At 58.6% G+C, this 24,698-nt stretch carries 22 protein-coding genes, 1 tRNA gene and 1 pseudogene; 13 read left to right on the top strand and 11 right to left on the bottom strand.

Annotated features, from left to right (window positions below; translation table 11 throughout):
- Position 1 precedes the first annotated feature (1 nt).
- Positions 2-2,140 carry an ornithine decarboxylase gene (locus tag QLG03_RS14795; RefSeq protein WP_023291006.1) on the bottom strand — a complete coding sequence of 713 codons (2,139 nt, stop codon included), beginning with the start codon at positions 2,138-2,140 and terminating at the stop codon, positions 2-4.
- A 419-nt stretch (positions 2,141-2,559) separates the two neighbouring features.
- On the opposite strand from QLG03_RS14795, the gene QLG03_RS14790 reads away from it, so the two are divergent.
- From QLG03_RS14790 to QLG03_RS14775, 4 genes are all read left to right on the top strand, one after another.
- Positions 2,560-3,273 carry a DUF554 domain-containing protein gene (locus tag QLG03_RS14790; RefSeq protein WP_023291007.1) on the top strand — a complete coding sequence of 238 codons (714 nt, stop codon included), beginning with the start codon at positions 2,560-2,562 and terminating at the stop codon, positions 3,271-3,273.
- 105 nt (positions 3,274-3,378) lie between these two features.
- Positions 3,379-3,454 (top strand) — tRNA-Phe (locus QLG03_RS14785).
- 395 nt (positions 3,455-3,849) lie between these two features.
- Positions 3,850-5,226: a cystathionine beta-synthase gene (locus QLG03_RS14780; RefSeq protein WP_255988802.1), complete on the top strand. Its 1,377-nt coding sequence runs from the start codon at positions 3,850-3,852 to the stop codon at positions 5,224-5,226.
- Between the two features lie 10 nt (positions 5,227-5,236).
- The gene (locus QLG03_RS14775; RefSeq protein ID WP_109546941.1) at positions 5,237-6,385 is read left to right on the top strand and encodes a PLP-dependent aspartate aminotransferase family protein; all 1,149 of its coding nucleotides are present in this window, start codon (positions 5,237-5,239) and stop codon (positions 6,383-6,385) included.
- Here QLG03_RS14775 and QLG03_RS14770 read toward each other — a convergent pair whose 3' ends face one another.
- Complete coding sequence (locus tag QLG03_RS14770) at positions 6,386-7,297, bottom strand: LysR family transcriptional regulator (RefSeq protein WP_087824488.1); 912 nt, start codon at positions 7,295-7,297, stop codon at positions 6,386-6,388.
- 97 nt (positions 7,298-7,394) lie between these two features.
- Between QLG03_RS14770 and QLG03_RS14765 the strand changes: the two genes are divergently transcribed.
- The 3 genes from QLG03_RS14765 to QLG03_RS14755 all read left to right on the top strand — a co-directional run bounded on the left by QLG03_RS14765 (position 7,395) and on the right by QLG03_RS14755 (position 8,816).
- On the top strand, positions 7,395-7,997 hold the full coding sequence (locus QLG03_RS14765; protein ID WP_048335284.1) for a short chain dehydrogenase: 603 nt from the start codon (positions 7,395-7,397) through the stop codon (positions 7,995-7,997).
- Positions 7,998-8,083: 86 nt separating this feature from the next.
- The gene (locus tag QLG03_RS14760; RefSeq protein WP_132133765.1) at positions 8,084-8,422 is read left to right on the top strand and encodes a hypothetical protein; all 339 of its coding nucleotides are present in this window, start codon (positions 8,084-8,086) and stop codon (positions 8,420-8,422) included.
- Between the two features lie 205 nt (positions 8,423-8,627).
- On the top strand, positions 8,628-8,816 hold the full coding sequence (locus tag QLG03_RS14755) for a hypothetical protein (RefSeq protein ID WP_004205204.1): 189 nt from the start codon (positions 8,628-8,630) through the stop codon (positions 8,814-8,816).
- Positions 8,817-9,011: 195 nt separating this feature from the next.
- Here QLG03_RS14755 and QLG03_RS14750 read toward each other — a convergent pair whose 3' ends face one another.
- The 3 genes from QLG03_RS14750 to QLG03_RS14740 form a co-directional block, all read right to left on the bottom strand.
- On the bottom strand, positions 9,012-10,193 hold the full coding sequence (locus tag QLG03_RS14750) for a PLP-dependent aminotransferase family protein (RefSeq protein ID WP_032454059.1): 1,182 nt from the start codon (positions 10,191-10,193) through the stop codon (positions 9,012-9,014).
- Positions 10,194-10,343: 150 nt separating this feature from the next.
- On the bottom strand, positions 10,344-12,209 hold the full coding sequence (gss, locus tag QLG03_RS14745; protein ID WP_032454060.1) for a bifunctional glutathionylspermidine amidase/synthase: 1,866 nt from the start codon (positions 12,207-12,209) through the stop codon (positions 10,344-10,346).
- A 76-nt stretch (positions 12,210-12,285) separates the two neighbouring features.
- On the bottom strand, positions 12,286-12,408 hold the full coding sequence (locus QLG03_RS14740) for a hypothetical protein (RefSeq protein WP_032454061.1): 123 nt from the start codon (positions 12,406-12,408) through the stop codon (positions 12,286-12,288).
- Positions 12,409-12,428: 20 nt separating this feature from the next.
- On the opposite strand from QLG03_RS14740, the gene QLG03_RS14735 reads away from it, so the two are divergent.
- The gene (locus QLG03_RS14735; protein ID WP_004150918.1) at positions 12,429-12,989 is read left to right on the top strand and encodes a thioredoxin domain-containing protein; all 561 of its coding nucleotides are present in this window, start codon (positions 12,429-12,431) and stop codon (positions 12,987-12,989) included.
- Positions 12,990-13,036: 47 nt separating this feature from the next.
- Positions 13,037-13,903, top strand: coding sequence for a glutathione-dependent disulfide-bond oxidoreductase (gene yghU / locus QLG03_RS14730; RefSeq protein WP_032454062.1), 867 nt, complete (start codon positions 13,037-13,039; stop codon positions 13,901-13,903).
- 95 nt (positions 13,904-13,998) lie between these two features.
- Here the strand turns inward: yghU and yghX are convergent, their stop codons facing one another.
- The 4 genes from yghX to exbB all read right to left on the bottom strand — a co-directional run bounded on the left by yghX (position 13,999) and on the right by exbB (position 16,806).
- On the bottom strand, positions 13,999-14,886 hold the full coding sequence (gene yghX, locus QLG03_RS14725) for a YghX family hydrolase (RefSeq protein ID WP_255988809.1): 888 nt from the start codon (positions 14,884-14,886) through the stop codon (positions 13,999-14,001).
- A 121-nt stretch (positions 14,887-15,007) separates the two neighbouring features.
- Entirely contained in the window at positions 15,008-15,502 is a 495-nt protein-coding gene (locus tag QLG03_RS14720; protein WP_004105804.1) for a TIGR00645 family protein, read from the bottom strand.
- 140 nt (positions 15,503-15,642) lie between these two features.
- A complete protein-coding gene (gene exbD / locus QLG03_RS14715; protein WP_002916785.1) occupies positions 15,643-16,068 on the bottom strand; it encodes a TonB system transport protein ExbD in 426 nt (141 codons plus the stop codon).
- A 6-nt stretch (positions 16,069-16,074) separates the two neighbouring features.
- A complete protein-coding gene (gene exbB / locus QLG03_RS14710) occupies positions 16,075-16,806 on the bottom strand; it encodes a tol-pal system-associated acyl-CoA thioesterase (protein WP_004174395.1) in 732 nt (243 codons plus the stop codon).
- A 250-nt stretch (positions 16,807-17,056) separates the two neighbouring features.
- Here exbB and metC point away from each other — a divergent pair, with 250 nt between their 5' ends.
- The gene (metC, locus tag QLG03_RS14705; protein ID WP_032454065.1) at positions 17,057-18,244 is read left to right on the top strand and encodes a cystathionine beta-lyase; all 1,188 of its coding nucleotides are present in this window, start codon (positions 17,057-17,059) and stop codon (positions 18,242-18,244) included.
- Positions 18,245-18,375: 131 nt separating this feature from the next.
- Positions 18,376-19,035, top strand: a complete 660-nt coding sequence (yghB, locus tag QLG03_RS14700; RefSeq protein ID WP_004205217.1) for a DedA family general envelope maintenance protein YghB — start codon at positions 18,376-18,378, stop codon at positions 19,033-19,035.
- 49 nt (positions 19,036-19,084) lie between these two features.
- On the opposite strand, the gene QLG03_RS14695 is transcribed toward yghB, so the two are convergent.
- Positions 19,085-19,984, bottom strand: a complete 900-nt coding sequence (locus QLG03_RS14695) for an AraC family transcriptional regulator (RefSeq protein WP_032454066.1) — start codon at positions 19,982-19,984, stop codon at positions 19,085-19,087.
- A gap of 196 nt (positions 19,985-20,180) precedes the next feature.
- Here QLG03_RS14695 and yqhD point away from each other — a divergent pair, with 196 nt between their 5' ends.
- Positions 20,181-21,344 (top strand): alcohol dehydrogenase, encoded by a 1,164-nt coding sequence (yqhD, locus tag QLG03_RS14690; RefSeq protein WP_255988812.1) that lies wholly within the window; start codon positions 20,181-20,183, stop codon positions 21,342-21,344.
- Positions 21,345-21,488: 144 nt separating this feature from the next.
- On the top strand, positions 21,489-22,316 hold the full coding sequence (gene dkgA, locus QLG03_RS14685; protein ID WP_023291021.1) for a 2,5-didehydrogluconate reductase DkgA: 828 nt from the start codon (positions 21,489-21,491) through the stop codon (positions 22,314-22,316).
- 146 nt (positions 22,317-22,462) lie between these two features.
- Here dkgA and QLG03_RS14680 read toward each other — a convergent pair.
- A pseudogene (locus QLG03_RS14680) lies at positions 22,463-24,675 on the bottom strand (YgiQ family radical SAM protein); the annotation flags it as partial.
- Between the last annotated feature and the right edge of the window lie 23 nt (positions 24,676-24,698).

The raw sequence follows: 24,698 nt of genomic DNA, 5'->3' as shown, positions 1-24,698 counted from the left end.
TTTATCCCTTCAACACGTAGCCATACAGCCGCTTAATGCCGTCCGGATCCGTCTCGCTATAAACTCCCTGCAGCTCCGGCGAGAAGCCCGGTAGCATATTGACCCCCTCCTCCAGCGCGAGGAAATAGCGCAGCACAGCGCCCCCCCAGACCTCACCGGGCACCACGCATAATACCCCCGGCGGATACGGCAGCGCCCCTTCCGCCGCGACGCGGCCCTCCGCCTCGCTCAGACGCACCAGCTCCACGTCGCCGCGGATAAATTCGCGGTTGGCATCCTGGGGATTCATCACCACCCGCGGGAAGCTCCGTTTACGGAACATCTCTTTTTGCAGGCTCTTCACGTCAAAGCTGACGTACAGATCGTGCATTTCCTGGCACAACTCGCGCAGGGTATAGTCGCGATAGCGCACCGGATATTTGTTGTAGATGGTCGGCAACACATCGGCCAGCGGCGTATCCGCTTCAATATGCTGTTCAAACTGCCCCAGCATCGCCACCAGCTGCGCCATTTTTTCGGCGCTTTCCGCCGGCGTCAGCAGGAACAGAATCGAGTTGAGATCGCACTTCTCCGGCACGATGCCGTTTTCCCGCAGGTAATGCGCCAGAATGGTCGCCGGGATGCCGAACTCACTGTACTCCCCGCTCTCCGCGTCGATGCCAGGGGTAGTCAACAACAGCTTGCACGGGTCGACAAAATACTGGTCGTCGGCATAGCCCTCGAAACCATGCCAGCGCGCGCCCGGTTCGAAACTGAAGAAACGACGCTCCCGGGCGATCGCTTCGGTCGGGTGATCCTGCCACGGGCGCCCCGCCACCATCGGCGGAATAAAGGGCTGAATCATCTTACAGTTGGCGATGATCGCTTTGCGCGCCTCGATGCCCAGCGCCACGCATTCGGCCCACAGGCGGCGGCCGCTCTCGCCTTCGTGAATTTTGGCGTTGACGTCCAGCGCGGCGAACAGCGGATAAAACGGGCTGGTGGAGGCATGCAGCATAAAGGCGTTATTCAGCCGCTTGTGCGGACAGAAGCGCGCCTGGCCGCGCAGATGGTTATCCTTTTTATGGATCTGCGACGTCTGCGAGAAACCGGCCTGCTGCTTGTGTACGGACTGGGTGACAAAAATGCCCGGATCGTCCGGCGTCAGCTCCAGCAGCAGCGGCGAACAGTCGGCCATCATCGGGATAAACTGCTCATAGCCCACCCACGCCGAGTCGAACAGGATGTAATCGCAGAGGTGGCCGATTTTATCGACCACCTGGCGGGCGTTATAGACCGTGCCGTCATAGGTCCCGAGCTGGATCACCGCCAGGCGAAACGGGCGAGCGGCCGTGGCTTTCTCTGGCGCCGCTTCGCGGATGAGATCCCGCAGGTAGCGCTCATCAAAGCAACGCTCGTCAATGCCGCCGATAAAGCCGAACGGATTGCGCGCGGCTTCAAGATAGACAGGCGTCGCCCCCGCCTGAATCAGCGCCCCGTGATGATTTGACTTGTGGTTGTTGCGATCGAACAGCACCAGATCGCCGCGGGTCAACAGCGCGTTGGTCACAACTTTGTTGGCCGCCGAGGTGCCGTTAAGGACGAAGTAGGTTTTATCCGCATTAAAGACCTTCGCGGCGAACTTCTGCGCATGCTTGGCCGACCCTTCGTGGATCAGCAGATCGCCTAATTTTACATCGGCGTTACACATATCGGCGCGAAAGACGTTTTCGCCAAAAAAGTCATAGAACTGACGGCCTGCGGGATGCTTTTTGAAAAAGGCCCCGTGCTGGTGTCCCGGACAGGCAAAAGTGCTGTTATCCATTTCGACGTACTGGGTCAGCGTATTGAAAAACGGCGGCAGCAGACGCGCTTCATAATCGCAGGCCGCCGCTTCCAGCTCGAGCCACTCCTGATCTTTACCGGCGATCACCGCCTGTACCCCCTCCGGCTTATCGACCGCCGTCTCGCTCAGCAGGTAGACCGGCAGGTTAAATCCGCTACGCCTGAGGAGGGCAAGGATACCGCTGCGACTGTCCGCCGCGGTGATGACGACTGCCGCCACATCGGTAAAATCGGTACTGTCCAGCGCCACAACGCGACGGTGGGTGGACAAGCGGGTGACCAGCTCGCAGCTGGCGGCAATGTGCATGGATTTCATAAGCGCAAATGCCCGTATCGGGAGTGTAAAAATCTCAGACAAGGGAAACCTTGCCCAACGATGTGTCCGGGTCTGACGGATTCAGCTCCGACCGCCGGACATCAGTAAAAGCAGACGCGTCCGATCTTACTGTTGCCCTACAGTGAGCATACGTGTCCTTCACCGCATGGTGAACGAAGGGGTAAGCGTAGCAAGATGAGGCAGCCCACGCATCTGTGCGCGGCGTCGCTGGCGAGGTAATGGCAGTGTCGTCATCGGCGGCCTCATATCAGGGAGGAGAAAATTCGCGCAATCATGGCACCTTTCCCTGGCAGGCGCAAGATGAAAACCGTATGCACTTATATCACGGATACACAAGCTTTCACGGCGGGTTAACGTCATAATCAGTCGGTTATCAGGGATATTTAACAGGAGTCAGCGTGGTTACAGGACCTTTTATTAATGCCAGCGCGGTGCTGGTCGGCGGCGTGTTAGGCGCCCTACTCAGCCAGCGGTTGCCGGAACGGATCCGCACATCCATGACCTCAATTTTTGGCCTGGCGTCATTAGGCATCGGTATTTTACTGGTGATTAAATGCGCCAATCTGCCGGTGATGGTGCTGTCGACCCTGGTGGGAACGCTGCTCGGCGAAATATGCAATATGGAAAAAGGCATAAATACGCTGGTCAGTCAGCTTCAGCAGTTGCTGTCATCGAAGGGTAAGAAAAAGGCCTCGGCGCATGACTCCTATATTCAGAGCTATGTGGCGATTATCGTCCTGTTCTGCGCCAGCGGCACCGGCGTCTTCGGCGCCATGCGCGAAGGGATGACCGGCGACGCCAGCATTCTGATTGCCAAAGCGTTTCTTGATTTTTTCACCGCCACCATTTTCGCCTGCACCCTGGGCATTGCCGTCGCCGCCATCAGCGTGCCGATGCTGCTTATCCAGCTGACCCTCGCGGCCTGCGCGGCGATCATTATGCCGCTCACCACGCCGATGATGCTGGCGGATTTCAGCGCCGTCGGCGGTATGCTGCTGGTGGCCACCGGGCTGCGCATCTGCGGAATAAAAATGTTTGCCGTGGTGAATATGCTGCCTGCGCTGGTGCTGGCGATGCCGATTTCAGCGGCCTGGACGCTGTTTTTTGCCTGAAGACGCGTGCTTTTAGCGCAATGTGGTGATAGATTGTTCAGTCTGCTGCAAAACAGATAAATTTCGTTGACGAGGCGCGGCGATTACGGTTTAATGCGCCCCGTTGCCCGGATAGCTCAGTCGGTAGAGCAGGGGATTGAAAATCCCCGTGTCCTTGGTTCGATTCCGAGTCCGGGCACCACTATTTAAAGAACCCAGCCTATGGCTGGGTTTTTGCTTTTCTGCATCCGGACTCTTCATCGAACTGCGTAAACCCGTGATTTCCCTGCTGCGCTTTTCTCCTGGCCAGCCCGCTGCCACTTAACGGCAAGCGCAGGCCTGTTCCCCATAGAATCTTTTCGCAAATACATTGCCAGATATCAGATAACACGCTGATTAAAATCGCCTTTTTGTCGCCAAAAGCGGCTAAAAACGCCCTTTTCTGGCAATCGATCCGCCCAGGCGGCTACCCTGCTTTCCCTCCGGATGGCTGAATAGCATCTTATATTCCATTTTGCGCTAAATGACAGAGAAATATTCTTTAAATAACCGATTTCACAGACCTACCATGCAAAAATATCTTAAACGAGTGGGTAAATGGTTATGTCACTGTTTCATTCCGTGAGCGACCTGATCGGTCATACTCCCCTGCTCCAGTTGCACAAACTGGATACCGGCCCCTGCAGTCTGTTTTTAAAACTGGAAAATCAGAATCCGGGCGGCTCAATTAAAGATCGGGTTGCGCTGTCGATGATTAACGAAGCCGAGCGCCAGGGAAAACTGGCCCCCGGCGGGACAATTATCGAAGCCACCGCCGGCAATACCGGCCTCGGCCTGGCGCTGATTGCGGCGCAGAAAAATTACCGCCTGATCCTGGTGGTGCCGGACAAAATGAGCCGCGAGAAAATCTTTCACCTGCGGGCGCTGGGCGCGACAGTGCTGCTCACCCGCTCCGACGTCAATAAAGGCCACCCGGCCTACTACCAGGATTATGCCCACCGCCTTGCCGATGAAACGCCGGGGGCTTTTTACATCGACCAGTTTAACAACGACGCGAATCCGCTGGCGCACGCTACCTCCACCGCGCCAGAACTTTTCCAGCAGCTGGAGGGAGACATAGACGCCATCGTCGTCGGCGTTGGCTCCGGCGGCACGCTGGGCGGGCTTCAGGCCTGGTTTGCAGAACATTCGCCAAAAACGGAATTTATCCTCGCCGATCCGGCGGGCTCGATCCTTGCCGATCAGGTTGATACCGGACGCTACGGCGAAACGGGATCCTGGCTGGTCGAAGGGATTGGAGAAGATTTCATCCCGCCGCTGGCCAGGCTGGAAGGGGTGCATACCGCCTATCGCGTCAGCGACCGCGAAGCGTTCCACACCGCGCGCCAGCTGCTGCAGGTCGAGGGGGTGCTGGCCGGCTCCTCCACCGGCACCCTGCTCAGCGCCGCGCTGCGCTACTGCCGGGCGCAAAGCCGTCCGAAGCGGGTGGTGACCTTCGCCTGCGACAGCGGCAATAAATACCTGTCAAAAATGTTCAACGACGACTGGATGCGCCAGCAGGGACTGATCGCCCGCCCCGAACAGGGCGATCTCAGTGATTTTATCGCCCTGCGCCATGACGAAGGCGCCACCGTCACGGCCGCGCCGGACGACACCCTGGCCGCAGTATTTACCCGCATGCGGCTGTATGACATCTCCCAGCTGCCGGTGCTGGAGGATGGCCGCGTGGTCGGCATCGTCGATGAGTGGGATTTGATCCGCCACGTAAAGGGCGATCGCCAACGCTTCTCGCTGCCGGTCAGTGAAGCGATGAGCCGCCATGTTGAAACTCTCGATAAGCGTGCGCCAGAGAGCGAACTGCAGGCCATTCTCGATCGCGGTCTGGTGGCGGTGATCGCTGACAACGCGCGTTTTCTTGGCCTGGTCACCCGCAGCGATGTACTGACCGCCTGGCGCAACCGAGTCGCACAATAAGGAATTTTTTATGTCATCTATCCACACCCTGAGCGTACATAGCGGAACCTTCACCGACAGCCACGGCGCAGTGATGCCGCCGATTTATGCCACCTCCACTTTTGCTCAGCCGGCGCCGGGGCAGCATACCGGCTATGAATATTCCCGTAGCGGGAATCCTACCCGCCACGCGCTGGAGACGGCGATCGCCGACCTGGAAAACGGCACGCGCGGCTACGCGTTCGCCTCCGGGCTGGCCGCCATCTCCACCGTGCTGGAGCTGCTGGATAAGGACAGCCACCTGGTGGCGGTCGATGATGTGTATGGCGGTACTTACCGCCTGCTGGAAAACGTTCGCCGCCGTAGCGCTGGTCTGCAGGTGAGCTGGGTGAAACCCGACGACCTGGCGGGGATTGAAGCGGCGATCCGCCCCGATACGCGCATGATCTGGGTGGAGACGCCCACCAACCCGCTGCTGAAGCTGGCGGATCTCAGCGCCATCGCCGCCATCGCGCGCCGCCATAACCTGATCAGCGTCGCCGATAACACTTTCGCCTCGCCGGCGATCCATCGCCCGCTGGAGCATGGGTTTGATATGGTGGTCCACTCCGCGACCAAGTACCTCAACGGCCATTCCGATGTCGTCGCCGGCCTGGCGGTGGTTGGCGATAACGCTGAGCTCGCGGAAAAGCTTGGCTACCTGCAGAATGCGGTAGGCGGTGTACTCGACCCGTTCAGCAGCTTCCTGACGCTACGCGGCATCCGTACCCTGGCGCTGCGGATGGAGCGCCACAGCGCGAACGCGCTGCAGCTCGCCGAATGGCTGGAACAGCAGCCGGAGGTGGAGCGAGTCTGGTTCCCCTGGCTGGCCTCGCACCCGCACCATCAGCTGGCGCGCCAGCAAATGGCCCTGCCCGGCGGCATGATTTCCGTCGTGGTGAAGGGCGATGACGGTTACGCCGAACGCATCATCAGCAAGTTGCGCTGGTTCACCCTTGCGGAGAGTCTGGGCGGCGTGGAGAGCCTGGTGAGCCAGCCCTTCAGCATGACTCATGCCTCGATCCCGCTGGAGAAGCGCCTGGCGAACGGCATCACGCCGCAGCTGATCCGCCTGTCGGTCGGGATCGAAGATCCTCACGATCTGATTGCCGACTGGCAGCAGGCGCTACGGGAGGAGTGATTATTCCGACGCGCGGGTCGTCGCCAGCGCGTCGGCCATTCCCTGCTGAAGGTGGGCGATAAACTGCGTCAGCTTCGGCAGGGGCCGGCGATCCTGGCGCCAGAGCAGATGCACGGGCCTTGGCTGTGGGGTCCACGCCTCCAGCACCCGCATCAGGCTGCCGCTGGCCAGCGCATCGGCCAGCAGCACCTCCGGTTGCATCAGCAGCCCGGCCCCGGCGATCGCCGCCTGGCGCAGCGCATAGCCATCGTTGCAGCGCAAAACCGCATCGCGCTTCCAGCGCACTTCCCCCTCCATGCCCGGCAGCCGCCACTCGTTGCGCGCGGTCCAGACCGTATGGGACAGGCAGAGATGATCGGCGAGATCTTCCGGCGTCCCTGGCGTTCCGTAACGCGCCAGATAAGCCGGCGCGGCGCAGATCACCATCCGATAGGGCGCCAGATAGCGGGCCACCAGATCCTCCTGATGGATCTCGCCAATGCGGATCGCCAGATCGAAACCTTCATCCACCAGATCGACCATCCGGTTGGTCAGATCCAGTTCCACCCGGACCGCTGGCCAGGCCTGCAGAAAGGTGGCGGTCAGAGGCGCGATCACGCTGGCGCCGAACGAGGTGGGCGCGCTCACCCGCAGGGTGCCGGCGGGCGCCAGCCGCAGCCGCTCAACGGCGCTTTCGGCGATGGAGACCTGCTCCATCACCCGTTTCGCTTCGTCAAAATAGACCCGCCCTGCGTCGGTGAGGCTCTGGCGTCGGGTGTTACGCTCCAGCAGACGCGTCGCCAGCTGGGCTTCCAGATGGGCGATGTATTTCCCGACCATTACCGCCGACAGCCCCAGGCGCGACGCCGCCCCGGTAAAGCTGCCGCACTCCACCACGGCAATAAACGTCTCCATCCCTCGCAGCTTATCCATATTGCTAACCTCTGGTTAGTAATGTTCTAACTTTTAGCCAGTTTATCCGATATCCGTTTTATTAAAGAATAGGCTTTCACCTCACCAGGAGTCAGCCATGAAAATTATCGTTATCGGTGCCAGCGGCACCATTGGTCGCGCGGTCAGCGAAGAACTGGGCCAGAGACATGACGTTATCCGCGTCGGCCGCACCCGGGGGGATTATCAAGTGGATATTACCTCCCAGGGGAGCGTCGAGGCGCTGTTTGCGCAGACCGGCAAAGTAGACGCCATCGTCTCCACTACCGGCAATCTGCACTTTGGGCCGTTAAGCACCATGACCGATAGCCAGTTCAACCTCGGTTTGCAGGACAAGCTGCTGGGGCAAATTCGCCTGGCGCTGATCGGCCAGCATTTCCTGCGCGACGGCGGGTCGATTACTCTGGTCAGCGGCATTGTCGCGCAGGAGCCGATTGCTCAGGGCGTCAATGCCACGACGGTTAACGCCGGTCTGGAAGGCTTTGTGCGCGCCGCCGCCTGCGAACTACCGCGCGGGATCCGCATTAATCTTATCAGCCCCACCGTGCTCAGCGAGTCGCTGGCGGCCTACGGCGACTTTTTCCCGGGCTTTGCCAGCGTCCCCGCCGCCGCCGTGGCGCAGGCCTATCGCCGCAGCATTGAAGGGGTGCAGACCGGCCGCATCTACCCGGTCGGCTACTAGCCCGTGCCGGCCCGCCGGGGCCGGCGCTTACATCCTGACGTCGTTGCAGGTACACTGACGGCTGATTGTCTCCGGCCGAAAAACTGATGTTGAAAAAATTACCCTTTATTATCCCGCTGCTGGCGCTTACCGCGCTGCTGGTCTGGTGGTTCACCCCGCATTACACCGAGGAAGACGAAGCTTACTACCGGGCGCTATTTTGCGTGATCGATCATGACGACAGCCGCCAGTTCCTCGACGATATGCAAAACATCGTCGAGGGGGGGAATTCAGACTACGCGCTGCATAAAGCGCATTACCTGCCGGCGCTGGGGCAGCGGATGCTGGACACCTGGCATCAGCTCAGCCCGCAGGAACAGCAGACGCTGCGTCAGGACCGGCAGCGCTGCGGCGAGATATTACGGGCAAAACAGCAGGGTGAATAATCCCGGCGGGCTGGCGAAACAGCAGCCCGTCCCAGCGTCCGATAAGATCCCGCTGTTGATGAGCCGATCGCTGTCACAAAATCCTCCTCTATCGCCGGGCCACGGGATGTCGTTTTTTTCTGCGGTCGCATACGATAAAAAGTAGTTGATCTGGTACGAACTAACTCTTATTTTGCTTCTCAGTTTTCAAAATGAGATAAAACTGATGCCTGTCATTATTGCCAGTAGTGTTAAAGAAGCCAAAGCGTTAATTAACGGTGGGGAATACAGGGAAATTATTCTTAACTTCGATATTGATGCCGATGACTTTTTCTCTCTCGCCAGCCATTCGGCTGGGACAAAAATCTCCATCTCCGACCGAAACGATCGCTCTCCGGTAAAATCAGCAAAATAATTAACCCGTGAGGGACATCTATGTGGTTGTTTATTGGTACCTTTGCGGTGGCTTTTCTCGCAGCGCTGATGTTGGTCTGGCTGGATGATCGCATCGCCGATACGGAGTGACCCCAGCGCTGAACGCTAGCGTCACCCCCTCTCGCTACTGAGGCGAAGAGGGTGCGCCGCCGCTAAGCGGCGCACTGCAGGGTCGTTACAGGGAGGCCGCCAGCCGCTCAACGGCGGTCAGCAGCCCCGCTTCCGACACCGTGGAGTAGGAAAGGCGCAGGGTACGGGTATCCGGATTATCGTGATAGAACGCTTCCCCCGGGACGTACACAACGCCGTTTTCCAGCGTTTTCTTCATCCATGCCATGGTATCGAACGGATAGCGGAAACGCGCCCACAGGAACATCCCACCCTGTGGGCGGCTGAATTCCAGATGCTCGCCAAGGCGACTCTCCAGCGCGTCGGCCAGCGCCACGCACTTCTTGCGATAGTCTTCGCGAATCAACGCAATCTGATTTTGCAGCCGGTTCAGGCTGAGGTATTCCGCGGTGATCACCTGCGACAGCATATTGGTATGCAGATCCGCCGCCTGCTTAACGATCACCGTCTGCTGCGCCAGCCAGTCCGGCATGACGATCCAGCCGATACGCATCCCCGGCGCGAGGATCTTTGAAAACGTCGAGGTGTAAACCACCTGATCTTCACAGCCCAGCTCAACGGCGTGCTGATAGAGCGGACGTCGCACGGCGTCAGTAAAGCTAATTTCACCGTAGGGATCGTCTTCCAGAATGACGAAGTCATATTTTTTCGCCAGCTCGACCAGTCGGCGACGACGCGCCTCGCTCAGCGTTTTACCGCCGGGGTTGCCGAACGTCGGCACCAGGTAGACGGCTTTGACGCGGGTGGTCTCCAGCAGGTCGGCCAGTTGCTCCACCAGCATCCCGTCATCATCGGTATCGACGCTGAGGATATTGGCCTGCGCCAGCTGAAACACCTGCAGCGCCGCCAGATAGGTGGGTCGCTCAACGACGATAGTATCGCCTGGATCGAGCAGCGTGCGGGCAACGATATCCAGCGATTGCTGGGAGCCGGAGGTGATATAGACCTGAGCGGCTGAACAGGTCACGCCACGGGAGTGGCAGATTTCACTCACCGCCTGACGCAGCGGCGGGTAGCCCTCGGTCAGACCGTACTGAAATGCGTCATGAAAACGCTCGCTCATCACCTTCTGCACCGCCAGCTCCAGGCCTTCGGTATCAAACAGTTCCGGGGCCGGAATGCCGCCGCCAAGCGAGATCACGCCCGGCAGTTTACTGTGCTTGAGAAGTTCGCGGACGGCGGAGGGCTTGAGTTCACCCGCGCGGGCGGCGAGACGCCGATCGTGCATACTATTTTCCTTTTCTGTCTTGTTGTTGTGTTAATTATCTTGGCTTTGTTGCAGGTGGTCCCCGGCGGCGCTTACCAGACCGGGCTATCCTGGTTCGTGTCTCTGCGCTCTCCCCGGACAGGGCACGAGCCGCTATCCGGGGTCAGCACATCACGCTTTGTCTTTCAATACGATCAGCGGCTCTATGTCGCTCTCTTTTTTCACCACCAGCGACGAATCGCCGCGCAGGCAGGTACCGCCGTAGTTACCGCCGACGGTAAAGGTGCACACCTGGATATACTTGCCATCCACTTTCGGCAGGCACCACAGCTGCTGGTAGATATTCTTACGATCGACAAACTGGCCGCTGGTCTGATCCAGAACCTCATCCTGAGGCCCGATCAGATCGATATTGTTCCCGCAGCGTCCGGAAATGGGCTTCACGGCATAACCAGTTTTCGCCAGCTCGTCGTTAACCACGAAATCGGTATCCAGCAGATAGCGATGATGCGGGAACAGCGACCATAGCACCGGCAGGATCGCTTTGTTGCCCGGGATCACCGTCCACAGGGGTTCGAATACCAATACTTCAGGACGCAGCAGGACGTCAATCAGTCGCACCTCATTCTGCGGATGTCCGGTACGAATCGGCACCGCCGCGTACTCATCGGCACTGACTTCGCGCACCTGCTCAATGGCGGTTTCCCATGCCCAGGTTTTCCAGACGCAGTTGACCAGCCGCCCGTCGGCGTCGATCAGCTGGCCGGCGGCATCCCAGCGCAGTTCATCGAGGCCAAAGAGAATTTTGCTCTCAAAACCGGCCTGGGTCAGCGAACGCTGGATAAACTTCGCGTGGTAATTCTCTTCCAGATCCTTGTCCTGCATGATGTGCACGAAAGGCCGCGCCCGGCTGTGTTTCCACGCCCCCGCCAGCTCATCGAGCAGACCTTCGGCCGGATTGTGACCCGTGCCGTAGTAGCCCTGCTTCAGCCACTGCTCGAGGATCAGCCCGCCTTCGGTATGGCAGGAGGCGGAGTCGGCATTGTACTCGTACACCTTCAGCCCGCGCTCGTCCATGCAAAAATCCATGCGCCCGGTGATCATATGATGACGCCGGCGCTGCCACGAGAGACGCAGACGCGGCCAGAGGATTTTCGGGATATCAAACAGCGCCAGCAGGTTATCATCCTTCATTACCTTATCGGTGGCGTGCAGATACATCAGGTGCAGCTCGTTGGTGGCTTTAATCAGCTCCTGTTCGGCGCTTTCGCTGATGGTGAAATACTGATAGGGATCCTGATTGATAAAATGGCCGTTGGCCGCCACGTAGGCTTTCTGCAGCGGATCTTTCTCGTTCAGCCATTTGCCGCGGAACTGGCCGTTGTTCGGCAGCCGCGCGCCCTTGATCGCCATCGCCTCGCCCGGCAGCACCGGCTGCGGCAGGCTGTGTTCGGTATCGGCGGTCTGGATCATCCAGCCTAAAATTTCGGTATCGGCAAAGGTATCTTTGATGGTGTACCGGCCGGCGTTGACCTCGAGGGTCAGCTCGCGGGTCCACTGCTGGCCCTGCGGCAGCGGCGAGTGAATGACGTTCTGCTCGGCGATACGCACCTTATTGCCGACAAGCTGGGTGATCACCGCGACGTGGCCGGTGTGCTTAAACTCGCCGCCCTTCTGCCAGATCAGCAGCGAACCGGCGATCGGCGGACGACGGGCGCCGTTGGCGAAGGCCTGCAGCGGGAGAATATTGTCATTGACCACTTCGCGCAGAAAGCGCAGGGAGAAGATTTCATAGGCCATCCCCACATCGGTAAAGACAAACCCGTAGGTCAGGAACAGAAAGCGGCGCGCAAATTCAACGCACTGCCATTTATGCCCCATATACTCATTGCCGATGTAGCTGCGAAACGTCGCGTCATCCGGATAGTCCTGCGGATTTAAGCTACTGTAATTCGATGAATAAATTGCCACGCCGCCGGGCGCGTAGCCTAACAATGTCCCAAACGGGGCGTCACTGCTTGTCGATCCTTTGCTCATTTAGCCTGACCTCAAATAAATGCAGCCCGGGCAGTTGGCGAAACAAAACTCCCTCTTCTTATCCTGCCGCAGGCACTTACCAGACAGAGGTGTAACGATGATACCACTCATTCGTTTCGCTAATCGTGCCGTTAAGGAAAATAACCCTGCAGCCGAAAGCAGAAGTGATATCGTTATCGGTGATATAACAAAAAAACAACGCAACATCAGGAGTCGACAATGAGCACACCCTCGCATCTGAATGCCCAACCGCTGGTCTGGGGACACGGCCCGCGGACGTTTGAGGTGTTCCTTGAGCCCACCTGCCCCTACTCTGTCCGCGCGTTTAATAAACTCGACGATCTGCTCGATGAGGTCGGCGCCGATAACGTAACCATCAAGATACGGCTGCAGTCGCAGCCGTGGCATCTGTTCTCCGGGGTGATTGTCCGCTGCATCCTCGCCGCGTCCACCCTGCCGCATGGCAGAGAGCAGGCGCATAAGGTGATGCAGGCCGTGGCAGACCATCGGGAAGAGTTTGAATTTACCGATCACTGCAGCGGGCCGAACATGAACGCCACGCCGCAGCAAATCATTGAACGCATTGAGCGCTACAGTCACGTCCTGCTGGGAGCCGCCTTTGCCCGCCCGGAGCTGCAGGACGTGATCAAGTGGCACAGCAAATATGCCCGCCAGAACGGCATCCATGTCTCGCCGACCTTTATGGTCAATGGTCTGGTGCAGCCGGATCTGGGCAGCGGCGATGATGTCAGCGTGTGGGCCGCGCGGATTATGGCCTGAGGTCACCTGCTACACTTTTTGTACATCCACGAAAAAGGCAAACCAGCATGTCAGAGCAAAACTACCAGCCACCAAAAGTGTGGGAATGGAAGCAAAACAGCGGCGGCGCGTTCGCCAACATCAACCGTCCCGTTTCCGGCGCGACTCATGAACGCGTCCTGCCGGTGGGAACCCATCCGCTCCAGCTATACTCACTTGGCACGCCCAACGGCCAGAAGGTGACGATCATGCTGGAGGAGCTGCTGGCGCTGGGCGTCAGCGGCGCGGAGTACGACGCCTGGCTGATACGCATTGGCGAAGGCGATCAGTTTTCCAGCGGCTTTGTCGACATCAACCCGAACTCGAAGATCCCGGCGCTGAGCGATCACTCCACCACGCCGCCCACCCGAGTATTCGAATCCGGCAACATTCTTCTCTATCTGGCGGAAAAATTTGGCTTCTTCCTGCCGAAGGATCCCGCCGGCCGCACTGAAACCCTTAACTGGCTGTTCTGGCTGCAGGGCGCCGCACCCTTCCTCGGCGGCGGCTTCGGCCACTTCTATAACTATGCGCCGGTGAAGATCGAGTACGCGATCGATCGCTTTACCATGGAAGCCAAACGCCAGCTCGACGTGCTGGACAAACAGCTCGCCCGCGGTCGCTATGTGGCCGGCGAGGAGTATACCATCGCCGATATGGCGGTCTGGCCATGGTATGGCAACGTGGTGCTGGGCAATGTCTATAACGCGGCGGAGTTCCTCGACGCCGGGAGCTACACCAACGTGCTGCGCTGGGCGCAGGATGTCGGCAACCGCCCCGCCGTCAAGCGCGGACGCATCGTTAACCGCACCAACGGCCCGCTCAATGAGCAGCTGCATGAGCGCCACGACGCCCGCGACTTTGACACCCAAACGGAAGATAAGCGCCAGGCGTAGCGCGCTGACCCACCGGAGGCGCCCGCCTCCGGTTTTTAGCTTTCCAGCCGATAGCCTGCCATAAGCGAGCGGTAGCGCTATTTATGACGTTTGCGCTAGCGTAAATACTTCTCAAACCATGCCAGCGTGCGTTGCCAGGCCAGGTCCGCCGCAGCCCGATCGTAGCGCGGCGTGGAATCATTATGAAAGCCGTGATTCACGCCCTGATAGAGATAGGCCTCATAGACTTTATGGTGTTCCTTCAACGCCTGTTCATAGGCGGGCCAGCCTTCATTAATGCCGCTATCGAGGCCGGCATAGTGCAGCAGCAGCGGCGCTTTAATTTTATCGACCTCCTTCAGCGGCGGCTGGCGGCCGTAAAACGGCACCGCGCAGGCCAGCTCCGGGATCGCCACCGCCGCCGCGTTGCTGACGCCGCCGCCGTAGCAAAAACCGGTGATACCGACCTTCCCCGTCGCCTGCGGATGCTTCGCCATAAATTCGACCGCCGCAAAAAAGTCATTCATCAGCTTCACGGGATCGACTTTCTGCTGTAGCGCGCGGCCTTCATCATCATTCCCCGGATAGCCGCCGACGGAGCTCAGGCCATCCGGCGCCAGCGCGATATACCCCGCTTTCGCTACCCGCCGGGCTACGTCTTCAATATAGGGGTTCAGGCCGCGGTTCTCATGAACCACCACCACGGCGGGCGCTTTGTCGGCTATTTTCGTCGGCGTCACCAGGTAAGCCCGCACTTCGCTGTGGCCATCAGGAGAGGGATAATGAATATACTCCGGGCGGATATCCGGGTCGGTGAACGGTACCTGCTCTGCCAGGGCATAGTCGGGCTTCAGCAGATTAAACAGCGCCAGCGCGGTCACCCCGCCGACGGTATATTTCCCCGCCAGCTGGAGAAACTCGCGTTTGCTGATTTTGCCGTGGGCATAGTAGTCATAATACTCGAGCAGCTGCTGCGGGAAATCTTTGGCCGTTAATCGCGTCATCACCCTGCCTCCGTTGTTAAGCGCCCTTTAAGCAAAGCAGAAGCCCGGACATACGCCAGCGCAGAAAAGCAGAAACGGGGAGAAAAAAGCCCAGCGGCTAACGCCGCCGGGAGAGAAGGGATCAGTGTTTCACTTTGGTCAGACGATCGAGGTAGCCCATCACAAAGGCCGAGAGCACAAAGGTCAGGTGGATGATGACGTACCACATCAGCTTATTGTCCGGGACGTTTTTCGCATCCATAAACACCCGCAGCAGGTGAATAGAGGAGATCGCCACGATGGAGGCGGCAACCTTATTTTTCAGCGACGTCGCGTCCATTTTGCCCAGCCAGCTGAGTTTTTCTTTACCCTCGTTAATATCCAGCTGCGAGACAAAATTTTCATACCCGGAGAACATCACCATCACCAGCAAACCGCCCACCAGGGTCATATCCACCAGCGACAGCAGGGTCAGAATCATATCCGACTCACTGACGCTAAAAATATGCGGCAGTATGTGGAAGATCTCCTGAAAAAATTTGATGGTCAGCGCAATCAGACCGAGCGAGAGGCCAAAATAAACCGGCGCCAGCAGCCAGCGCGAGGCGTACATAGCATTTTCCAGAAAGCGTTCCATAAGATCCTGTCAGTTAACAAAAAGAAGCGACATTATATCTCAGACAGATAACGTGATGGCAACGCCAGGCCAACACTTCGCTGGCAGAGGACAATAAAAAAGGCCGGCGCGCGACCAGCCTTTTCAGGAAAAGCATCGGGTTATTTGGCTTTGACGGTCTCTTCGCCCACCAGCCCGATCTTGAGATAGCCCGCCTGATGCAGGGTATCCATCACTTTCATCATCGTCTCGTAATCGACGGTTTTATCCGCACGGAAGAAGACGGTGGTATCTTTTTTGCCGGCGGTCAGGCTATCCAGGGCGTTAATCATATTCGCTTCGGTCACCGGGTCGTTGCCGAGGAACATGCTCTTATCCGCCTTCACCGACAGGTAGATAGGTTTTTCCGGTCGCGGTTGCGGCTGGCTGGAGGAGGCCGGCAGATTGACCTTCACGTCGACCGTCGCCAGCGGCGCGGCTACCATGAAGATAATCAGCAGAACCAGCATGACGTCGATAAACGGCGTCACGTTGATCTCATGCATTTCGCCGTTATCGTCCAGATTTTCATTAAGACGCATCGCCATAGCCGATCAACCTACCCGTAATTTCTGCGCGCTGCGCACCGGCTTCACGCCGCTGGCGCTGAGGTCCAGGTCGCGGCTTTGCAGCAGGAGGACCTGAGCGGCGACGTCGCCGAGCGAGGCCTTATAGCTGCCGATCATGCGGGCGAAGATGTTATAGATGACAACCGCCGGGATGGCGGCGAACAGACCGATAGCTGTCGCCAGCAGCGCTTCCGCGATGCCCGGCGCCACCACCGCAAGGTTGGTGGTCTGGGTCTGGGCGATGCCGATAAAGCTGTTCATGATGCCCCAGACGGTGCCGAACAGGCCCACGAACGGCGAAATGGCGCCGATGGTGGCCAGGTAGCCGTTGCCGCGCCCCATATGGCGACCGACGGCCGCGACGCGGCGCTCAAGGCGGAAACCGGTTCGTTCCTTGATGCCTTCATTGTCTTCGGCACCGGCGGAGAGTTCGAGTTCGTTCTGCGCTTCATTGATAAGCTGGGTGGTGAGGCTTTTCGCCTCAAAGGCGCTGGCGATATCGCTGGCCTGATCGAGAGAGCGGGCTTCCGCCAGCTGCTGCTGTTCACGTTTGAGGCGACGCTTGCTGGCGAGGATTTCCGCCCCTTTACCGAAGAAGATGGCCCAGGTGACGACCGACGCCAGAATCAGGCCTATCATCACCACCTTAACGACAATATCGGCATGATGATACATACCCCAAACGGAGAGATCCGCCTGCATCAAATTATTACCCACGCTCTATCTCCACGACGATAATCACAAAATCTGCCCACAATAATATCAAAACGACATCGAATTGATAGTGGTTCTCATTAGTATTTACACTGTGCAGCAAATCACGTTTATTTTCCTTGCGCTTACGCAGTAAAAAAGTGGCTAACCGCGGGCCTGGTAAAATTTTCGCCTGTATCGGCAGCGCGCTGGTACAGAAAAGAAGATTCATGCTAGTTTAGACGTCCAGACGTATAAAAACAGGTTCATCAACATGGCTGATAAACATCTTGATACCGCGCTGGTCAACGCCGGGCGGAGCAAAAAATATACCCAGGGCTCAGTGAACAGCGTGATCCAGCGCGCGTCATCGCTGGTGTTCGACACCGTAGAGGCCAAAAAGCACGCCACCCGCAATCGGGCCAACGGCGAGCTGTTCTATGGGCGTCGCGGCACCCTGACCCACTTCTCGCTGCAGGAAGCGATGTGCGAGCTGGAGGGCGGCGCCGGCTGCGCCCTCTTCCCCTGCGGCGCGGCCGCGGTGGCCAACACTATCCTGGCGTTTGTCGAGCAGGGCGACCATGTGCTGATGACCAATACCGCCTATGAGCCAAGCCAGGATTTTTGTACCAAAATTCTCGCCAAACTCGGCGTGACCACCAGCTGGTTCGATCCCTTAATCGGCGCCGATATTGCCCGTCTGGTTCGCCCTGAGACCCGCGTGGTGTTCCTGGAATCGCCCGGCTCCATCACCATGGAAGTGCACGATGTGCCGGCGATTGTCGCCGCCGTGCGTCAGGTCGCCCCGGAAGCGATTATCATGATCGATAACACCTGGGCGGCGGGGATCCTGTTCAAAGCGCTGGATTTTGGCATTGATATTTCTATTCAGGCAGGCACCAAATACCTGATCGGCCACTCCGACGCCATGGTCGGCACCGCGGTGGCGAACGCGCGCTGCTGGCCGCAGCTGCGTGAGAATGCCTATCTGATGGGGCAAATGCTGGACGCCGATACCGCCTATATGACCAGCCGCGGCCTGCGCACGCTGGGCGTCCGCCTGCGTCAGCATCATGAAAGCAGCCTGCGCATCGCCGAGTGGCTGGCGCAGCATCCGCAGGTGGCGCGGGTCAACCACCCCGCTCTGCCCGGCAGTAAAGGCCATGAGTTCTGGAAGCGCGATTTTACCGGCAGCAGCGGGCTGTTCTCTTTTGTGCTCAACAAGCGTCTCAACGACGCTGAGCTGGCAGCGTATCTCGACAACTTCAGCCTGTTCAGCATGGCCTACTCGTGGGGCGGCTTTGAATCGCTGATTCTGGCCAATCAGCCGGAGCAAATCGCTCACATCCGACCGGATGCGGAAGTCGACTTCAGCGGCACGCTGATCCGTTTGCACATTGGACTCGAAAATGTTGACGATCTGCAGGCGGATTTAGCAGCGGGCTTCGCGCGTATCGTGTAAAGTGACAGTCAGTGGCAACAATAGCGGACGCTTTTTATCGGAGCGGCCGCTTTTGTTGCGCCCGGGATCAAGGTGCTCGGGTCTCTTCAGGAGTACACTAGTCAACAATACGGTACCACTTAGGAAAGTCCATGGTTGTCATTCAAGAGATTGTCGCCGCGCTGTGGCAACATGATTTTGCCGCACTGGCGAACCCTCATGTTGTGGGCGTTGTATATCTGGTTATGTTCGCGACCCTGTTTCTGGAAAACGGGCTGCTGCCTGCCTCCTTTTTACCTGGAGACAGCCTGCTGCTGCTCGCCGGCGCGCTGATTGCTAAAGGCGTCATGGACTTTGTGCCCACTATCGCCATTCTGACCGCCGCCGCCAGCCTCGGCTGCTGGTTGAGCTATGTACAGGGGCGCTGGCTGGGCAATACGCAAACGGTGAAAGGCTGGCTGGCGCACCTGCCGCATAAGTACCATCAGCGCGCCACCTGCATGTTTGACCGCCACGGTCTGCTGGCGCTGCTCGCGGGCCGCTTTCTGGCATTTGTCCGTACCCTGCTGCCAACCATGGCGGGGATTTCCGGTCTGCCGAACCGCCGCTTCCAGTTCTTCAACTGGCTGAGCGCCCTGCTGTGGGTCGGCGTGGTCACGGGCCTCGGCTATGCGCTGAGCATGATCCCATTCGTGAAGCGTCATGAAGATCAGGTGATGACCTGCCTGATGATCCTGCCGATTGCCCTGCTGCTGGCTGGCCTGCTCGGCACGCTGTTCGTGGTGATCAAAAAGAAATACTGCAGCGCCTGACGTCGACTGCCGGGGGGCTGCGCCCGCCCGGCCTGCTCCCTCCCCGGTATTACATTCCCTGCATCGTACGAATACGCGCGGCGTCTTCCCCGGGCGTCATCCCGAAGTAGCGCTTAAACTCGCGACTGAACTGGGAAGGGCTTTCATAGCCCACCTGTATCGCCGCCGCACTGGCCTTCATCCCGTCATGGATCATCAGCATGCGCGCCTTGTGCAGACGGTAGGTTTTCAGATACTGCAGCGGCGAAGTGCTAGTCACCGATTTAAAATTATGGTGAAACGCCGATACGCTCATATTCGCTTCCGCCGCCAGCCGATCGACGCTGAGGTTTTCGGTGTATTGACTCTCGATATGCTTGAGTACGCGGCTAATCAGGCTGAAGTGGGTCTGCCGGCTGACCAGCGCCAGCAGCGCGCCGCCGCAGGGTCCCGTCAGCACATAGTAGAGAATTTCGCGGACGATCTGCTTGCCAAGGATCCGCGCGTCCAGCGGCCGCTCCATCACGTCGAGCAGCCGTTCAGCAGCGCACAAGATATCCTCCGAGAGCACTGCGGAGTTTATCCCGCTGGAGGCGACGGCGGGCTGAAACAGCGGATCCTCGCCAATATCCATCAGCAGCTCCTGCAGCTGCAGGATATCGACGTTCAGGCGCATGCCGGCCAGGGGCACCTCCGGGGTGGCAAAGGTTTCGCATTCGAAAGGCAGCGGTACGGTCAGCAGCAGATATTCGTTTGTATCGTAGCGAAACGTCCGCTCATTGATATAACCAATTTTATGGCCAGAAAAGAGAAAAACGATCCCCGGCTGGTACATCACCGGCATCCGCGGTCCCGGCTGCGTCCCGTACAGCAGGCGGACGTCGGGTAGTAGCGAACTTAACATTTCGTGCTTATCTTTCAGCTGGTTAACCTTTTCTGTCAGAGTCTGACATATCTCTGCGTGTTGCATTGCCACCGTCTCTCCCGATGTTTCTTCACCCGTACATTGTGCGCAGGCCGCCGCGAATTCTCCAGCCATATGGAGAAATAGGCAAGACATAGGCAGAAATGTGCATTGAGGGGCAACGGCGCCAGGACCACAATAACCGTCATCGGGCAGCGGTATCGTCCCTGTCGGCGGTTTTACTCTTTTGAGGATTCAAGCAATGAATAATTTTGACCTGCATACCCCAACCCGCATTCTGTTTGGCAAAGGCGCGATTGAAAAACTGCGTGAACAGATCCCGGCGGAAGCTCGCGTACTGATCACCTACGGCGGCGGCAGCGTGAAAAAAACGGGCGTCCTGGATCAGGTACTGACCGCCCTGAATGGCCTGGACGTCCTTGAATTTGGCGGCATCGAGCCGAACCCGTCTTACGAAACCCTGATGAACGCGGTGAAGCTCGCCCGCGAAGAGAAGGTCACCTTCCTGCTGGCGGTCGGCGGCGGTTCGGTGCTGGATGGCACCAAGTTTATCGCGGCAGCAGCCCACTATGACGCCAACATCGATCCGTGGGAAATTCTGGAAACCTATGGCAGTAAGATCGCCAGCGCCATTCCAATGGGCTCGGTTCTCACCCTGCCGGCGACCGGTTCTGAATCAAACAAAGGGGCGGTGATTTCGCGGAAAACCACCGGCGACAAACGCGCGTTTATGTCTTCCCACGTTCAGCCGCAGTTCGCGATCCTCGATCCGGTCTACACCTATACCCTGCCGCCGCGCCAGGTCGCCAACGGCGTGGTTGACGCCTTCGTCCATACCGTCGAACAGTACGTCACCTACCCGGTTGACGGCAAAATTCAGGACCGCTTCGCCGAAGGCATTCTCCTGACCCTGATCGAGGATGGCCCGAAAGCGCTGCAGGAGCCGGAAAACTATAACGCGCGCGCCAACATTATGTGGGCCGCGACCCAGGCACTGAACGGCCTGATCGGCGCAGGCGTGCCGCAGGACTGGGCAACGCATATGCTTGGTCACGAACTGACGGCGATGCATGGTCTCGATCACGCCCAGACGCTGGCTATCGTTCTGCCGGCGCTGTGGAATGAGAAGCGTGATACCAAGCGCGAGAAGCTGCTGCAATATGCGGAGCGCGTGTGGCATATCACCGAGGGCTCAGACGACCAGCGCATCGATGCCGCCATCGCCGCGACGCGCCAGTTCTTCGAGCAGATGGGCGTGCCGACCCGCCTCTCCGATTACGGTCTCGACGGTAGCTCCATCCCGGCGCTGCTGGCGAAACTGGAAGAGCACGGCATGACCAAGCTGGGCGAGCGCCAGGATATCACCCTGGACGTCAGCCGTCGTATCTACGAGGCTGCCCGCTAAGTTACCCCGCCTGATTCACCTCCCCTTACGTTAAACAAACGTCGGGGAGAGGTGTTTTTACTACCGTTTTTAGCTATTTCGTCCAGACTTAATGCTACCCCTCGGCGGATCCTGCTTCGCCGAGTTCATTAACAGGAGGAAGGCATGACACATCCAACCGTTATAAAACTACACGACGGCAACCTGATGCCGCAGCTGGGTCTCGGCGTGTGGAAAGCTGGCAACGAGGAAGTCGTCTCCGCCATTCATAAGGCGCTGGAAGTCGGTTATCGCTCTTTTGACACCGCCGCCGCGTACCAAAATGAGGCTGGCGTCGGCAACGCCCTGCAAAGCGCTGGCGTCAATCGCGATGAGCTATTCATCACCACCAAGCTGTGGAACGACGATCAAAAACGGCCGCACGAGGCGCTGAAAGAGAGTCTCAGCAAGCTGAAGCTGGACTATGTGGATCTCTATTTAATCCACTGGCCGGTGCCGACTATCGGCCATTACGTCGAGGCCTGGCAGGCGCTGATTGAGCTGCAGCAGCAGGGGCTGGCGAAGAGCATCGGCGTGTGTAATTTCCAGGTGCCGCATCTGCAGAAGCTGATTGATGAAACCGGCGTCGCGCCGGTGATCAACCAGATAGAGCTGCATCCGCTGCTGCAGCAGCGGCAGCTGCACGCCTGGAACGCCACCCACAAGATCCAGACCGAATCCTGGAGCCCGCTGGCCCAGGGCGGTAAGGGCGTCTTCGATCAGAAAGTTATCCATCAGCTGGCTGATAAATATGGCAAAACGCCGGCGCAGATTGTCATCCGCTGGCATCTCGACAGCGGTCTGGTAGTGATCCCCAAATCCGTCACGCCGTCGCGCATCGCCGAAAACTTTAACGTCTGGGATTTCCGCCTGGATAAAGAAGAATTGGGGGAGATTGCCAAACTGGATCAGGGCAAGCGTCTGGGGCCCGACCCGGATCAGTTCGGCGGATAACAGGTAAAAAAGCCGGGCAGCGCTGACGCGTGTCCGGCTTAAGAAACCGCCCGGCCAGCGAAACGCTGCCGGGCGCAAAGTCAGGCTTAACGCCCGGCGACTTTACCCCGTTTAACGGGCTTTTTCGCCGTTGCGCCACCGTTAGAACGCTGATGCACAATCGGCGTGTGCTTGGTCAGCGCCGGGCGGGTATGACGGTTCTGGCGACGCGCTTCGCGCATCTCATCGAGAGTCGGCGCCGGCACCAGGCAGTCGCGACGTGAGCCAATCAGGTGTTTCTTGCCCATCGCCTCCAGCGCCTGACGGATCAGCGGCCAGTTGGCCGGATCGTGATAGCGCAGCAGCGCTTTGTGCAGACGGCGCTGTTTATCGCCCTTCGGCACCACCACCTCTTCACTCTTATAGCCGATCTTGCCCAGCGGGTTTTTGCCGGTGTAATACATGGTGGTCGAGTTCGCCAGCGGCGACGGATAGAAGTTCTGCACCTGGTCGAGACGGAAGCGGTGCTTCTTCAGCCACAGCGCCAGGTTCACCATGTCTTCATCACGGGTCCCCGGGTGGGCGGAGATAAAGTACGGGATCAGATACTGCTCTTTACCCGCCTGCTTCGAATAGGTGTCGAACAGCTCTTTAAAGCGGTCGTAGCTGCCCATTCCCGGCTTCATCATCTTCGACAGCGGGCCCTCTTCGGTATGCTCCGGCGCGATCTTCAGATAGCCGCCGACGTGGTGGGTCGCCAGCTCTTTGATATAGCGCGGATCTTCGACCGCGATGTCATAGCGTACCCCGGAGGCGATAAGGATCTTCTTGATGCCCTTCAGCTCGCGGGCGCGACGGTAAAGGTTGATCGTCGGCTCATGGTTGGTATCCATGTGCGGGCAGATATCCGGGTAGACGCAGGAGAGTCGGCGGCAGGTCTGCTCGGCGCGTGGCGATTTGCAGCGCAGCATATACATGTTGGCGGTGGGTCCGCCGAGATCGGAGATCACGCCGGTAAAGCCCGGCACCGTGTCGCGAATGGCTTCGATCTCATTGATGATCGAATCCTCTGAACGGCTCTGGATAATGCGTCCTTCGTGCTCGGTGATCGAGCAGAACGAACACCCGCCGAAGCAGCCGCGCATGATGTTGATCGAGAAACGGATCATCTCATACGCCGGGATGCGCGCATCGCCATAGGAAGGATGCGGCACGCGCTTGTAAGGCAGGGCGAAGACGCTGTCCATCTCTTCAGTGGAGAGCGGGATTGCCGGCGGGTTGATCCAGATGTAGCGCTCGCCGTGCTTTTGCATCAGCGCCCGGGCGCAGCCGGGGTTGGTTTCATGGTGCAGAATGCGCGAGGCGTGAGCGTACAGGACCTTATCGCCTTTCACCTTCTCGAAAGAAGGCAGCAGCACATAGGTTTTTTCCCACGGTTTTGGCCGCGGCGGCTGCACAGTGATGCTTTTCGCTTCCTGTTTCTTCGGCGCGACCGGTTTGTTATCGGCGCACGGCAGATCTTCACCATACGGGTGCGGGATGGGGTCGATTTTGCCCGGGGTATCCAGACGGGTGGAGTCTACACCGCTCCAGCCCGGGAGAGCCTCTTTCACCATGATGGCGGTATTACGCACATCGCGGATCTGGTCGATGGTTTCGCCCATCGCCAGGCGATGAGCCACTTCCACCAGCGGACGCTCGCCGTTGCCGAACATCAGCATATCGGCCTTGGAGTCCACCAGCACCGAGCGGCGCACGGTATCGGACCAATAATCATAATGTGCGGTACGGCGCAGGCTGGCCTCGATGCCGCCGAGGATCACGGGCACGTCTTTCCACGCCTCTTTACAGCGCTGGGTATACACCAGGGTGGCGCGGTCCGGGCGCTTGCCCGCCACGTTGCCGGCGGTGTAAGCGTCGTCATGGCGCAGCTTACGGTCGGCGGTGTAGCGGTTGATCATCGAGTCCATGTTGCCGGCGGTCACCCCGAAGAACAGGTTCGGTTTGCCCAGACGCATGAAGTCGTCTTTGGTGTTCCAGTCCGGCTGGGAGATGATCCCCACGCGGAACCCCTGCGCTTCCAGCATGCGGCCGCAGATAGCCATCCCGAAGCTCGGGTGGTCGACGTAGGCGTCGCCGGTGACCAGAATAATGTCGCAGCTATCCCAGCCAAGTTGATCCATCTCTTCACGCGACATCGGTAAAAATGGCGCAGGGCCAAAACAGGCAGCCCAGTATTGCGGCCAGGAAAAAAGGTCACGATCCGGTTGGATCAGGGATATTGCGCTCATATTGCTTCCGGGGAAATGATAAAAAAATAACCAAAAGGGCGTGGATTATAAGCCGGAATGATAGTGGAAATGAAGGAGGATTTTCTCAAACCCTGACCGTATGCCGGCCAGG

Origin of the sequence: Klebsiella sp. V115_8 (genome assembly GCF_029967715.1) — a bacterium.
In the GTDB taxonomy this organism is placed as follows: domain Bacteria; phylum Pseudomonadota; class Gammaproteobacteria; order Enterobacterales; family Enterobacteriaceae; genus Klebsiella; species Klebsiella quasipneumoniae.
Note: the sequence above shows the minus strand (reverse complement) of the source record. Positions and strands in the feature narration are given on the sequence as shown.